The sequence below is a fragment of the Streptomyces sp. NPDC057302 genome (assembly GCF_042667685.1).
In the GTDB taxonomy this organism is placed as follows: Bacteria; Actinomycetota; Actinomycetes; order Streptomycetales; family Streptomycetaceae; genus Streptomyces.
Genome location: NZ_JBHUZJ010000090.1, coordinates 1 through 13,056, shown reverse-complemented (window position 1 = coordinate 13,056; position 13,056 = coordinate 1). Strand labels below are relative to the sequence as shown.

The following is a 13,056-nucleotide window of genomic DNA, read 5'->3' as shown; positions in this document are numbered from 1 at the left end:
CCAGACCGAGAACCGGCCTGGCGGTCATGTGTCGCGTCAGACCCCGAGGATCCTGATCGACGGGTGGATCGCCGTGTTCAGGTACAGCTTCTCCTTCTTGCGGTCCTGTTCGAGCTCCATCACGAGCCGGTACCTGTGCACGCCCGGCTTGGCGGTGCTCAGGACCGTGCCGGCCCAGTAGTAGTAGACCGGCGTGAACTTGTCCCGCATGCGGTCCGGCATCCCGTAGATCTTCAGCTCGGTGAAGATCTTCCGTTCGGCCACGTCCTCCTCGTCACCGAGTTCGGTGTCGAGGAAGGTGATGTTGTTGATCTTCGGCATGGGTGGCCAGGTGCCGTCCGGGCGCTTCTCCATGTCGAGCGGGCGCACGATCCAGTTCAGGACCTGCCCCTGCTTACAGACCGTCTCCAGGGACGACGTGCCCTGCCCCTTGCCGCCGATGCTGTTGTCCATCATGTACATCGAGTCGCTCAGAGAGCCCGTCTCCACCGCTCGCTCCATGTTGATGAGCGTCACGATGTTCAGCTGGACCGAGTTCAGCTGTCCGGGGTTCTGCTTCTGATGCACGCCGCCGGCCGACTTCTCCTGCACGCTGCTGCTCAACGCTCCTCCTTCGCGTACGCCGTCATGCCCGGCCCTAGCCGATGAGGGACGACGACAGAGTGGTGGCGATCGGTTCGTCCCTCGTGCCCAGCTTGAACTTGATCTGGTACGTGACGTTGGGCGCGTCCTTCTTCACCGTGCCGATCCAGTAGGCGACGTCGGTGCCCGGATAGACCCTGCGCTCCGGCACGCAGATGGAGCTGTCGATCACGATGCCGTCGATGGCGACATACGCCTCGCACTCCAACGCAAGCGCGTTCCAAAGGAGTTGGTCGCCCTTGCGTGCGCGCGTCTGCAGCTCCTCGGTACCGAAGCCGGTGGATCCCGCTGACTTGTTCGTGTCGTACATGTACAGATGGCCCTGCATGTTGCCTGCTGCCAGGGCGCCCACACAGTCCACAACGGCGGTGATGGAGATGGGCCGCTTCGCGGCGCCGTTCTCCCGCCGCCTCGGCGTGGTGGTCATTGCTCCTCCTTCTGGCTGAAGTCCGTGCGGGATCAGGGAGTGCCGGGGCGCGACCCCGCGTCCGGGGGGATGGGCAGCATGCCCATGCCCGCCTTGGTGAAGGCGTTGCGCCGGGGCTCCGAGGTGATCTTGAGGGTCGAGGGGCAGATCAGGTCGACCGCCTCCCACCGCAGCTCGCCGTTGAGCCCCACCAGCTTGTGCAGCTGGATGCGCATCACGTACGAGTAGGTGCCGGGCCGCGAGGTGTCGACCGTCGCCGACCAGTACCAGCCGTCGGTGACGAGGTCGGGGGAGCCGTACTCCGCCGGGTAAATGATCTTCGAGTCGACGGCCTCGCCGTAGATGTCGGTGATCACCGGGGCGGGGTAGGTGTACGCAGCCGTGTTCTCCTCGGTGACGACCTTGCCGGTGACGTCCAGGATCTTCTGTCCGGAAAGACGGCCGCGGGTGCGTCGCGTGGTCTTGACGCGGGCGCCGACGGTCTTGCGGACCTGGCTCAGCTGCTCGGCCTGGTCGGTGCCGGCGACCGAGGACTTGCCCGCGAGGTCCTGGAGCGCGGCCAGGGCCTGCTCGTCGCTCTGCCGTGCCCGGTCGGCCTCATAGCCGCGGGGCACCGTCGGCGGGATGGAACCCAGGCTGTACGGAAGCCAGTTGAGCACCTGCTCGCTGGCCTGCGATCCGTCCCTCCAGTAGGAGCCGTTGATCGCGGTGACCAGATCGCCGGTTCCCTGGTTCGTGGAACCCTGCAGCTTCATGTTGTCGAACAGGTAGGTGTTGCCTTCGAGGGACTCGGACTCCAGCGCATTGCCGACGTCCACGAGCACGATGATCGCCAATTGTTGGGGCATTATTCCGCCTTTGTCGCCGCTACTTGATTCCCGGCCCTTGCCGTCGAGCTCCGGCTGCTACTCGCACATCAACGCGGGGGTGTCGATGTGCATGACGCTGTTCTCGCCCTCGTACATCTGGAGTTCGAGGCGGTACTGGTAGGCCACCCCGGGCGTCAGCCAGTTGGGCACCACGCCCGCCCAGACGTCGAGGTCGAGCTTGTCGCCCTCGGAGTGGTTGCCGCCCTGGGCGCCCTGCGGGTGGCCCTGGGCCTGGGTCTGGTCCTGACCCTGGGGCTGCCCCGGCACCTGGCCGCCTTGCGGCTGCTGGCCTTGTGCCTGGCCCGCGTGCTGCTGCCCCGAGGGCTGACCCGACGTGTGGTTCTGGTCGGCGGGCACGAACGAGATGTTCTTGATCTCGACCGGGGTCTGCAGGTCCAGGGCCAGGGCGGACCACGAGACGACCTGACCCGGCTTGACCACGGTGCACAGGTTCGGTGTCCCCTGATGGGCGCTGTTGTGCCCGCCGTCGTCCATCATGCAGAGGTTGCCGTCGAGCAGCGTGCTGCCCGAGAGCGCTCCGATGACGTCGACCACGGCGATGATGTTGACTTGCGGCTTCATCCTCACTCCTCCTGTAGGCGCTAGCCCCGGTCCCGCACCAGCGGGACCTTGCCGACGGCCGTGCGCTCGATCTCGGCCGAGAGCCGGGGCACGAACTTGAGCTGGAAGCTGTATCCGGTCTTCTCGATCGACGCGGGGTTGGCCTCCCCGTGGTTGAACAGCGAGAGGGAACGCGGCAGGGCGTTCACGAAGACCTGCTGGACGCCGTAGGGACCGAGGGTCGTGTCCGAGCGGTACGTGGCGCCGAGCACGTCGTCCACCGAGACGAGCAGCGTGATGGCCTTGCCCTCGCGGTGGTTCACGAACTGGACCTCGTGCGCCACCGCGTCCAGGTCCACCGCCTCGGCGGCCTTCAGCTCGTCCCGCAGAGCTTCGTAGGCACGGGCGGCGGAGTACTGGCTGTCGTTGATGTGGAGCACGTCGCCGGTGCGGCCCGCGAACTCGAACTGCTGGGTCTTGAGGCCGGGGCCTTCGGTCCGTGGCCGCCGGATCATCCGGTCGCCCAGCTTGAGCCGCAGGAGCGGTGTCTCGTGGGCGTGCAGACGCGTGACGACGAGTTCGCCCTCCTCACCCTCGGGGACCCAGCGGCCGTTCTCGTCGACGATCTCGATGAGGTGCAGGCCCGGGACCGCCGAGAGGTTCGGTGACGCCGGGTCCAGCTGAAGACCGATGGTCTCCGCCTGCGTGGCCGCGAAGTAGCTGAGGATCGCCAGGTTCGGGTACAGCGCCTGGAGCTCCACCCGCTTGCGCTGCGAGAGCACCCCGCTGCCGTACAGGGCGACCCGGAAGCTCTCCCTGGACTCCTTGCGCATGCCCACGCCGAGCTCACTGAGGATGCCGATGCCCGCGGAGATGCCCATCAGGGCCTTGGGGCCCTTGTAGGAGAACATGTGCTCAAGGACGGGGGCGGTGACGGGGCCCGCGCCGACGTAGTTGACGCCGGGCACGTGCTGCAGCACGCCGCCGACCATCGTGCCGCTGCTCCACATCTGGTAGTCGGCCAGCGTGGTGAACAGCCACTTGGGGTCGGTGCCCACGAGGTAGCGCGCGAGCTGATAGGCGCCCATGAAGCGCCCCGCTATCTCGTACGTGTCCTTCAACTCCCGCAAGGAGTAAACGACTTCGAGCGGCCGGCCGCCGCTGGTGCCGCCGCTGGCCACGATCTCGAACTCGCCGCGGGCCAGGGGAACGACCATGCCGGGCCGTGTCTCCATGAAGAAGTCGCGCTGGATGTCCTTGTCCGACAGCGGAATCCGCTGCCACGCCTCGTACGTCTCGGGGGCCTGCACCGTCCCCGCGTTGCGCAGGCGGTCGCGCCACAGCGGATTGAGCATCGCCGTGTTCACCATTTGCTGCAGGCGACGCAGCACGACGGCTTCCTGAACGTCGTGCGACACCTCGCTGTACGGTGCCTGACAGACCCGTTCGCATTCACGTAACTTGTCGGCGAAGGACGGAAGTGCGGTGACGGCTTCGGCCGATTCCGGGAGCAACTCCTCTTCCGGAATGAGCCAGTCGGCGAGTTCACGGGCGCCACCGGGCGTCAGTGCGGTCGGCGGAACGTGCGTGGCCTGTGGAACATGCGATGTACTCAACATCCGTCCCCTCTAAGCTGTTTCTGATTCCGCTTCCTTGCTGAGCAGGTCCTGACCTGTCTTTCTGATTTCGGAGATCAGCATCCGGAAATGCTCGGCGGTGATCTGATGGTTCATCATGACCACGCGCAGTGCGGCCACCCCATCGACGTTCACTTTCGAGATGAAGAAGTTTCCCCGGAGCTTCACGTTGTTGCGTATGGCGATCTGGAGGTGATGGATGTCCTCTTTCCTGAGGCCGGCCGGGTAATATCGGAAGCACAGGATGTTTGCCTCCGGACGGTGCAGTGCCTCGAAGTCGGGCTCGGCCCGCACGATGCCGTGGGCCTCCTGCGTCAATCGGCAGAGATACTCGATCTTCTCCGCGAACAAGGCCGGCCCGTACATGGCCCAGAGCGACCACAGGGTCATGATCATCGGTCGTTTCGTGCACTCGAAGTTCTTGCCCCCGCTGTCGTACGCGGTGTATATGTCCGGCTCCTCGTCGAACACATAACTGGCCTTCTGGCGGAACGCGGTGAGGCTCGCTTCCTTGTCCCGGTAGAAGAGCATCGTGCACGGCGCGGGCACGAACATCATTTTGTGCGCGTCCCAGGTCAGGGAATCCGCCTTGTCGATTCCGCGGAGCTTCCCGCGGAGGGTGTCCGACACCAGGAGACTCGCTCCGTGGGCGCCGTCGACATGCAGCCAGAGATCCCTTTCCCGGGCCAGGTCGGCGAGTTCGTCGATGGGGTCGAAGGCACCCACCGATGTGCTGCCGGCCGACGCGACGAGGCAGAACACCTTCAGGTTCTGCCGCTCGGCCGCCGCCAGGGCGGGCCGCGCGTCCGCCACGGAGATCTGACCCAGGCTGTTCAGCGGAAGCCGTACGAGCTGCGCCTCGCCGATGCCCATCACGCCGGCCGCCCGCGCGACGCTGTAGTGCACGTCAGAGCCCACCGCGATGGCCGGCCGCGGCTGGCCGCGCAGCGAGGAACCGCCCTCCGACCAGTAGCCGGGCAGTTTCTGGTTGCGGGCCGCCAGGAGCGCGGTGAGGTTGGCCAGGGAACCGCCTGACGTGGTCACCATGGTGAACCGTGCCGGATCCCAGCCGATGTAGCGGTTCAGCTCATCGGCCATGATCCGTTCCACCGCGTTGGGCAGCTGGGCCGCCTCGTAGAACGAAGCCGGCTGGTTGACCACCGAGCTCACGAAGTCGATGACGCCGGCCAGCGGAACGACGCCCGAGAACTGACGGCCCATGTATCCGGGCGAGTGCACCTGGATACCGGTCCTGACGTACAGGTCGATGATCCCCGCCAGCTTCTCCTCGTCGAACGCCGCGACCCTCTCGCGCTCCGTCGTCATCAGGGCTTTCGCCGCCTCCGACAAGGTCGCGGGATCAATCAGTTCGAGACCCCTGATGGAGAGATCGGAGAGGTGCTTCTCCAGCTTCGCAAGAGCGGTTTCGGAAGTTTCCCGGAACAGTTGAGCATCGAACGCCTCGAGCAGTAATCCGCTTCCGTCGGAGGCGGTATTGAGCGGCCGAGATTCCGTCACGGGGGTCTCCTTCGGAAAGTCCCTGTGTTGCCCGACATGTAGGTGTGGGCGGACGCGACCTGAGCAGAGTCCGGTGTTTTGCGCATGCCGATGGGCAGCGGGACTTCGAATGCCGATTCGATTCCGATGGTGCGGCCCGGCTGGTCGAACCGGACAGCACCATCTGCTCCGGCGGCCCCGATCGATGGCAGCCGCACAGAACCCCCTGGGAAGAACTGCCTTTGGTGTTACGGGATGGCACGGACCCCCCGGTTCTCGCGCCACACCCACACGACCGGCGTCTCCCCCCTCGTGCCCCTCGTGTTTCCCCCCACTGGCAGTAACCGTAGAGCTTTATATTTCGAACTGGTGACTCTTTTAATGGTCTGTCCAAAAAGTAGTGCACATGGCCTGACGGACCGTCAATGGCTCTTGGTCACACCTGTATTCACAAGTACCTCAGCCGTCGGGCGGCATCCGCACCTTTCGGACAGCGGCCCGCTCGTTCCGTCTCCAGGTGAGGTGGGTAGTCAAGGGGGGATACATCGACGAGTTCTGGTCATGGGCGAAAGATTCTTGCCCTTGTCATGTGCCCGCCGGGAGTGTCGTGTTCTAACCGAGAGGAGCGTCTTATTCTGGGCGGGTGAAATTCTGGCCATGGTCGGCGACGTCAATTGATCGCCATTTCACTTGAACAAGAAAGAAAGCGGGTGGCGGCCCCGCGGGGCCGCCACCCGGTGTCGCGTCGGTCGTCGACGGTGCCGTGTCAGTTGTCGACGGTGCCGTGTCAGTCGTCGACGGCGTCGAGCACGTCGCGCAGATCCACGAACTTGAAGTTGGTGGAAGGCCGTTCGGGGTCGCCCGGCGCGTCGTGACCGTCCTGCACGACGAGCAGTCCGTGCGGGTACTTCTCGCCGAGCGGCTTGTTGAGGACCGCGGCGCCGTCGCATTCCTCGGACCCGTCGAGTACGGAGGAGGCGGCTGTGACGCGGAAGCCGCCCTCGTACTCGTTGTGGTCGGACAACTCGCGGTCGTAGGCGGCGAAGGTGTCGTCGCCCTGGCTGGAGGCCAGCAGATAGCCGTCGCCGTCGCCCTGGTCCAGCAGCGTCAGACCCTCGACGTCGGCCGTGAGGCGCTTGCCGCCGTAGCCGGGGTCGGCGCCCGCCTCGCACTCCTCGGTCGAAGGGTCGTACGTCCCCGGAACGCCGAACTCCTTCACCTTGTCGACCAGTTGCGGCTTTCCGGTCAGGTCGGCGCGCAGCCGCCAGATGCCCACATCCTCCTGGCCCGCGTACAACGTGCCGTTGGCCGGATCCACGACCATGCCCTCCACCTGGGGCAGCTCGCCAGGCTCACCGCACGGCGACCACGAAGTACCGTTCGGCAGGCGGAAGTCGGCGGGCAGGTCGAGGGTGCGGACCTTGCGGTAGCCGACCTTTCCGCCGCTCTTCGGCGTCAGTTCGAGCAGGGCGACGCTGGTCCGCTCCCGCCGGCTCACCAGGGCGTAGGACCGGCCGGTCGACGGGTCCGTCCACGTCGCGAGGCCGTACGCGGTGCGCTGCTCGTTGATCTCCTCCTGCGAGGACGAGAAGACGGGCGCCGCGGACGGGACGGTGACGTCGGTGAGCGGGCCGCCGGCGCGGTCGCGGTCGATGCGGTAGACGCGCAGCCGGTCGCTGCCGCGGTCGCTCGTGACGGCGAGGTCCGCGCGGCCCGACGGCAGGCGAAGGCCCTGCACCAGGTCGACGTTGTTGAAGCGGCCCGGCGCGTCATCGGGACCGGGCGCGGCGGGCGCCGGAACAGACTGCACTTCGCGCGCGTCCAGGTCGTACACGCGCAGTCCGCCCTGCTTGGCGGTGGCGACGACCAGGCTGCGGCCCGGGTCGGCGGGGTTGCGCCAGATCGCCGGGTCGTCGGCGTCGGCGTCGCCGCCCGCGTCGTCGTCGTGCAGGGCGGCGGTCTCGGCGCGCGGCGCGACGGCGGGCAGTGCCGTGGCCGCGAGGGCGCCGGAGTTCAGGGGCACGGTGGCGGCGATCGCCGCGAGGGCGGTGACGAGGGCGAGGCGCCCGTAAGGGGCGCGCTGTCTGCGGGAGTTGGCCATGAAGGGAATCCTCTCTGTCATGGGCATTCCATGACAGAGCAAACTGTCTGATCTTGTCGTGAAGGCCTTGCGGCATGTGGGGCGTCGGGCGGCGGGCAGGGAAGTGAACGGACGGTGTCGCGCCGCGTTCGCGGTGACCGCCGGGTCATTGCCGGTTCGTTGCCGGGACAATGCCGATGTGCTGCGGGCTTGTTGCCATGTGCCGCGGGCGACCGGCGCCGCCCGTTCGGGGGTGCCCGACTCCGTCCGCCCTAGTAGGGTCGGGGGCCGCGCGACGGCTGACGGCCGCCCCTGGCCTCCCGGCCCTTCCGAGGGCCATTGCCGACGCGGCCTTTCCGGCCCCACCCGGAAAGGGCGCACGGCAGGCGCGCGTACGGGAGGTCTCCGTACGCGCCGGGCACCGGGAGCGGCTCCTGACGTCGCGCGGGCAGTGCAGCGGGCCCTCGGGTCCGTACCCCCCACACAAAGAGCCGCGCGTGCGCGGCCGCAGATCAGGAGCACCAGTGCAGGGCACCCCCCACATAGCCAGCACACCCCACGACGGGCGACCCCCGTCCGGACCTCCTGCCCGCAGGGCGCGGTACACGGAGGAGCAGTACACGGCTCGGGCTCCGTACGGGGCTCAGGCTCAGTACACGGACCGAGGCGCGGGCCTCGACGTGCCGCCGCGCATGCCGCACCAGGTGGCGGAGCCGCGCGTCACGCCGGTGGCGCGGCTTCCCCAGGCCGCCGACCCGCAACCGCCCATCTTCATCGACCAGACGGGCTGGCGCAGGCGCACGCTGCAAGGCCTCGCGCTGGCCGTGGGCTGCGCCTGCCTCGGCTATCTGCTGTTCGTCGGCACGCTGGTCAGCGGCCTCTGGCAGCCCGTGGGCAGCCGGCCGCCGAGCACGGACGGCCCCGCGCCCACCGGCCCGGAATCGGGCAAGTCGCCGCGCGGCTCCGGCGCACAGGCCCGGGACGAGGCCCAGGGGCAGCCGTCCAGGGCCCACGCGGACCGCGACGACCGGCGCCGCCCGCCGTCCGGCAGATCCGCCCCGCCGGCCGGAGGCCTCAAGCCGTGACCCGGCGCTCCACTGTCCGCCGCCCACCGCGCGGACACTGGTTCGTCCTCCTGCTCGTCCTCCTTGTGGTCGCCGTGACCCTCCTCTTCGAGGGCTGGACGACCCACCAGGTAGATGCCGCGCGTACGAAACCGCTGTGCACCCGGCCGATCCCACGCGAAGCGGACGACGGGAAGCCGCTGCTTCGGTTCGGCCCGAACGGGGTCACCACCGCGTCCATGCCGCCGCGGACCGCCGCGCTCACCTTCGACGGCGGACCCGACCCGGTATGGACGCCGCGCCTGCTCGACCTGCTGCGCAGGCACCGCGCGAAGGCCACCTTCTTCGTCTACGGGAAGGAAGCGGCCCGGCATCCTGAGCTGATGCGGCGAATCGTGCGCGAGGGCCACGAGGTCGGCTCGTACACCTACAGCGGAGGCGACTTCGGCGTCGCGTCCCCGCTGCGCGCGCGCCTCGAACTGTCCCTGACCCAGGCCGCTTTGGCGGGCTCGGCGGGCGTCAGCACCACCCTGCTGCGGCTGCCGCACACGACGGCCGCCGACACGCTCTGCGGCCCGCAGTGGCCGGCCGCGAAGCGCGCGGCGGAGCAGGGGTACCTGGTGGTCGCGTCGGACTACAAGGACCGGAGGCCGTGGCGTGGGGTGGTGACCCAGCACAGCCAGACCGACCTCGGCTACCGCGAGGCCGAGGACCTGCTGCGGGACCGCCGCGTGAAATGGTTCACGACCGTCAGCGGCGGCCTCGGCCGTCCGTCGTTCGTCGACGAGGTGCCGGTCGCGCAGGAGATCGAGGGGGAGGGGCTGATCTGGTCGCAGCGGCTCGGGCGGGCCTTCCTCACCGTGATGGTGTGGACGCTGACCCTCACGGGCGTGCTCGGCGTCCTGCGGATGCTCCTTTTCATGGTGTTCGCCCGGCTGCATGTGCGCAGGCTGCACCGGTTCAGGCCCGGCGCACCACGGCTGCGCGAGGTGCGGGACCCGGTGACGGTCCTGGTGCCCGCGTACAACGAGGAGGCGGGCATCGCCGCCACCGTGTACTCGCTGCTCGCCTCCACCTACCCGCACTTCCAGATCATCGTGATCGACGACGGCTCCACCGACGCGACCGCCGACATCGCGGAGGAGATCGACGACCCTCGGGTCACGGTGATCAGACAGCCCAACGGCGGCAAACCCAGCGCCCTCAACACCGGCCTGGCGCACGCCCGGCACGACATCGTCGTGATGGTCGACGCGGACACCATCTTCGAACCCCAGGCGCTCGCCCGCCTCGTCCAGCCGCTCGCCCACCCGGCGGTCGGCGCGGTCAGCGGCAACACCAAGGTCGGCAACCGCCGCCGCATCCTGGGCAAATGGCAGCACCTGGAGTACGTGCTCGGCTTCAACCTCGACCGGCGGATGTTCGAGGTCCTGGAGTGCATGCCGACGGTGCCGGGAGCGATCGGCGCCTTCCGCAGGGACGCGCTGATGGGCGTCGGCGGAGTCAGTGACGAGACGCTGGCCGAGGACACCGACCTCACGATGGCGCTCTGGCGGGCCGGCTGGCGCGTCGTCTACGAGGAGTCGGCCGTCGCCTGGACCGAAGTGCCAAGCTCCGTGCGGCAGTTGTGGCGTCAGCGCTACCGCTGGTGCTACGGCACCCTCCAGTCGATGTGGAAGCACCGCCACGCGGTGACGGAGGTCGGCCCCGCGGGACGCTTCGGCCGCCGCGTGATGCTCTACGTCACGCTGTTCCAGATCGTGCTGCCGCTGTGCGCGCCGGTCGTGGACATGTTCGCCCTGTTCGGGGCGCTGTTCCGCGACCCCGTGGAGGCCGCACTCGTCTGGTTCGGTTTCCTCTCCATTCAGTTGGTCACCGCCGCGTACGCGCTGCGGCTCGACCGTGAGCGGCTGCGCGTGCTGTGGGTGCTGCCGCTCCAGCAGTTCGTGTACCGACAGCTGATGTACCTGGTGGTCATCCACTCCGTCATCACGGCGCTGCTCGGCACCCGCCTGAAGTGGCACAGCATGAAACGGACGGGCACCGCCGATCCGTATCTGCTGGAGGCGCCGCCCGGCGAGATGCCCGTCGGGGCATCCGGGTCGCCCCGGCTTCCGCTCGACGACGCACGGCCGCGCGAGTCGGACCTGGCACGTGACCAAGGGAGTCGACCATGACGGACCCGACCATGACGGACCCGACCATGACGGACCCGACCGTGACAGACCCGACCATGACGGACGCGCTCGCATCGGAGGCGCGTGAGCGGTACGCCGACCGCCCCAGCTCCCACTACGGGCCCCGGCGCGCCCACGCCCGGCAGCCGAAGAAGCGCAGGAGGCTGCGGCGGGCGGTGCTCGTACTGCTCGGCGTCGTGGTTCTCGCGGCGGGCGGTACGTACGGCTGGGCCGAGACCCGGCTCCAGCGTGAGGTCGACCTGGGCGCGTACGGGGACCGGCCGCCGCCCGGCGAGGGCACCAACTACCTGGTCGTGGGCTCCGACAGCCGCGACGGGCTCTCCCCGGACGCGGTGAAGGACCTGCGGGCCGGCGGGGGCGGCGGGCGGCGCACCGACTCGATGATGCTCCTGCACACCGGGGCCCACGGCACCAGCATGGTCAGCCTGCCGCGCGACTCCTGGATCACCGTGCCAGGCCGCCTCGACACGACGACGGGCAAGACCAAACGGCCCGAGGGCGACAAGCTCAACGCGGCTTTCGCCTACGGCGGCCCCGAGCTCCTCGTGCACACGGTCGAGAAGAACACCGGGCTGCGCATCGACCACTACGCGGAGATCGGCTTCGCCGGATTCGTGAACATCGTCGACGCCATCGGTGGCGTACGGATGTGCCTGGACCGGGACATCAAGGACAAGAAGTCGGGCGCCGACCTGCGCAAGGGCTGTCACACCCTGACCGGCAAGCAGGCGCTCGCCTTCGTCCGCCAGCGCCACCAGGAGAGGGAGGGCGATCTGGGCCGGTCGAAGAACCAGCAGAAGTTCCTCTCCACCCTCGCCCACCAGGCCGCCGAGCCCGACACCCTCTTCGACCCGCGGGAGATCGGCCCGGCCATGGAGGCGGGGCTCGACACGCTCATCGTCGACAAGGACATGAGCCTGCGCGATCTCAGCGAAATGTTCCGCGCGGTGCAGGGCGTCGCGGGCGGACAGGGCAAACAGATCAATGTGCCCGTGTCCGGCATCGGCGTGCCCACGTCGAAGGGCAACGTACTGAAGTGGGACGCGAAGAGGTCGGCCAGGCTCTTCGACGATCTGCGGCGGGACCGCCGGGTGACGGAGACGGGGAAGACGTCCCGTCGGTGACCACCGCGTGAGCATTCGGGAACAGCTGGTGTACGGCACGGGGGCCCAAGTCCGCTGCTCACGTGCCGTCACAAGTTACCTGTGCATTGAACCGTTTGCGGATGGGACTCGTGGTCAGGAGTGACACATCTATGACGTACTCCTGAGGAAGTTCATGAAGCGCAGATGGCCGCTTATCACCACGATCGCCGTACTGACCGTCGCGCTGGCCTTTGTCGGCGTCCAACTGGTGCGTGGCCAGAACTCCGGAAAGGAAGAGACCGGGGCAAAACCGGCGGCTTCCAGCCCGAGTGACGGTGCCGATTCGCTGCAGGGCCTCGGATGGTGGCCCCTGCACCAGTCCGGCACCGCCAAGGCCGGCGAGCACGACGCGGCCGTCAGCGGTGCCACGCGGTGGACGGAAGGACCCGAGGGCGGCGCCCTGAAGCTGGACGGCACCGGCGGATTCGCGGACACCAACACCCGGCTCGACACCGGTGGCAAGGACTACTCGGTCGCCGCGCGGGTGCGCCTGGACTCCCAGGGCATGACCGGCGTCCACACCGCGCTGTCCCAGGAAGGCGACCGCTTCAGCGTGTTCTTCCTCCAGTACTCCGGACCGGACGGAAACTTCGCCTTCAGTTTCCCCGGCGCCCGTACGGTCGCGGACACACCGGAGGAGCCGAAGCCCGACCGTTGGTACCACCTGACCGGCACGTACAGTCAGAAGGACCACCGGATGCGGGTCTACGTGGACGGCAAGCTCGCGGGCACCAGGGTGGCCTCCAGCAGCGTGAAACCCACGGGCGCTGTGGTCGTCGGACGCGGCAAGTTCAACGGCAAGGCGGCCGACCCCTGGCACGGCGACATCGCCGACGTGCATGTCTACGACCGTGAGCTGACGTCCCGCCAGGTGGGCTCGCTCTCCTCCCACGAACCGGGCTGAGCGGCCCTCACCCAGCGAGTCCACCGCCGCCT

The 13,056-nt window shown here is 68.3% G+C and carries 11 protein-coding genes; 4 read left to right on the top strand and 7 right to left on the bottom strand.

Going from position 1 to position 13,056, the window contains the following annotated elements; genetic code table 11:
* Nucleotides 1-36: 36 nt before the first annotated feature.
* From ACFUPX_RS38035 to ACFUPX_RS38005, 7 genes are all read right to left on the bottom strand, one after another.
* Complete coding sequence (locus ACFUPX_RS38035; RefSeq protein ID WP_383333174.1) at nucleotides 37-603, bottom strand: hypothetical protein; 567 nt, start codon at nucleotides 601-603, stop codon at nucleotides 37-39.
* Nucleotides 604-637: 34 nt separating this feature from the next.
* Complete coding sequence (locus ACFUPX_RS38030; RefSeq protein WP_383333172.1) at nucleotides 638-1,069, bottom strand: hypothetical protein; 432 nt, start codon at nucleotides 1,067-1,069, stop codon at nucleotides 638-640.
* 32 nt (nucleotides 1,070-1,101) lie between these two features.
* Nucleotides 1,102-1,917 (bottom strand): hypothetical protein, encoded by an 816-nt coding sequence (locus ACFUPX_RS38025; RefSeq protein ID WP_383333170.1) that lies wholly within the window; start codon nucleotides 1,915-1,917, stop codon nucleotides 1,102-1,104.
* A gap of 57 nt (nucleotides 1,918-1,974) precedes the next feature.
* Nucleotides 1,975-2,520 (bottom strand): hypothetical protein, encoded by a 546-nt coding sequence (locus tag ACFUPX_RS38020; protein ID WP_383333169.1) that lies wholly within the window; start codon nucleotides 2,518-2,520, stop codon nucleotides 1,975-1,977.
* A gap of 20 nt (nucleotides 2,521-2,540) precedes the next feature.
* Nucleotides 2,541-4,118 (bottom strand): hypothetical protein, encoded by a 1,578-nt coding sequence (locus ACFUPX_RS38015; RefSeq protein WP_383333167.1) that lies wholly within the window; start codon nucleotides 4,116-4,118, stop codon nucleotides 2,541-2,543.
* Between the two features lie 9 nt (nucleotides 4,119-4,127).
* A complete protein-coding gene (locus ACFUPX_RS38010; protein ID WP_383333165.1) occupies nucleotides 4,128-5,654 on the bottom strand; it encodes a pyridoxal phosphate-dependent decarboxylase family protein in 1,527 nt (508 codons plus the stop codon).
* 766 nt (nucleotides 5,655-6,420) lie between these two features.
* Complete coding sequence (locus ACFUPX_RS38005) at nucleotides 6,421-7,734, bottom strand: phytase (protein WP_383333208.1); 1,314 nt, start codon at nucleotides 7,732-7,734, stop codon at nucleotides 6,421-6,423.
* A 503-nt stretch (nucleotides 7,735-8,237) separates the two neighbouring features.
* Between ACFUPX_RS38005 and ACFUPX_RS38000 the strand changes: the two genes are divergently transcribed.
* The 4 genes from ACFUPX_RS38000 (at nucleotide 8,238) to ACFUPX_RS37985 (ending at nucleotide 13,024) form a co-directional block, all read left to right on the top strand.
* Nucleotides 8,238-8,798 carry a hypothetical protein gene (locus ACFUPX_RS38000; protein ID WP_383333163.1) on the top strand — a complete coding sequence of 187 codons (561 nt, stop codon included), beginning with the start codon at nucleotides 8,238-8,240 and terminating at the stop codon, nucleotides 8,796-8,798.
* Nucleotides 8,795-10,954 carry a bifunctional polysaccharide deacetylase/glycosyltransferase family 2 protein gene (locus ACFUPX_RS37995; RefSeq protein WP_383333161.1) on the top strand — a complete coding sequence of 720 codons (2,160 nt, stop codon included), beginning with the start codon at nucleotides 8,795-8,797 and terminating at the stop codon, nucleotides 10,952-10,954. The genes ACFUPX_RS38000 and ACFUPX_RS37995 overlap by 4 nt, the downstream gene beginning before the upstream one ends.
* The gene (locus ACFUPX_RS37990) at nucleotides 10,951-12,099 is read left to right on the top strand and encodes an LCP family protein (protein ID WP_383333159.1); all 1,149 of its coding nucleotides are present in this window, start codon (nucleotides 10,951-10,953) and stop codon (nucleotides 12,097-12,099) included. Before ACFUPX_RS37995 ends, ACFUPX_RS37990 begins: the two co-directional genes overlap by 4 nt.
* A 154-nt stretch (nucleotides 12,100-12,253) precedes the next feature.
* Complete coding sequence (locus tag ACFUPX_RS37985; protein ID WP_383333157.1) at nucleotides 12,254-13,024, top strand: LamG domain-containing protein; 771 nt, start codon at nucleotides 12,254-12,256, stop codon at nucleotides 13,022-13,024.
* Nucleotides 13,025-13,056: the final 32 nt, after the last annotated feature.

Coding starts and splice junctions, on each gene's coding strand:
- ACFUPX_RS38030 (WP_383333172.1), bottom strand. CDS start 1,069: ATGACCACCACGCCGAGGCGGCGGGAGAACGGCGCCGCGAAGCGGCCC.
- ACFUPX_RS38025 (WP_383333170.1), bottom strand. CDS start 1,917: ATGCCCCAACAATTGGCGATCATCGTGCTCGTGGACGTCGGCAATGCG.
- ACFUPX_RS38020 (WP_383333169.1), bottom strand. CDS start 2,520: ATGAAGCCGCAAGTCAACATCATCGCCGTGGTCGACGTCATCGGAGCG.
- ACFUPX_RS38015 (WP_383333167.1), bottom strand. CDS start 4,118: ATGTTGAGTACATCGCATGTTCCACAGGCCACGCACGTTCCGCCGACC.
- ACFUPX_RS38005 (WP_383333208.1), bottom strand. CDS start 7,734: ATGGCCAACTCCCGCAGACAGCGCGCCCCTTACGGGCGCCTCGCCCTC.
- ACFUPX_RS37990 (WP_383333159.1), top strand. CDS start 10,951: ATGACGGACCCGACCATGACGGACCCGACCATGACGGACCCGACCGTG.
- ACFUPX_RS37985 (WP_383333157.1), top strand. CDS start 12,254: ATGAAGCGCAGATGGCCGCTTATCACCACGATCGCCGTACTGACCGTC.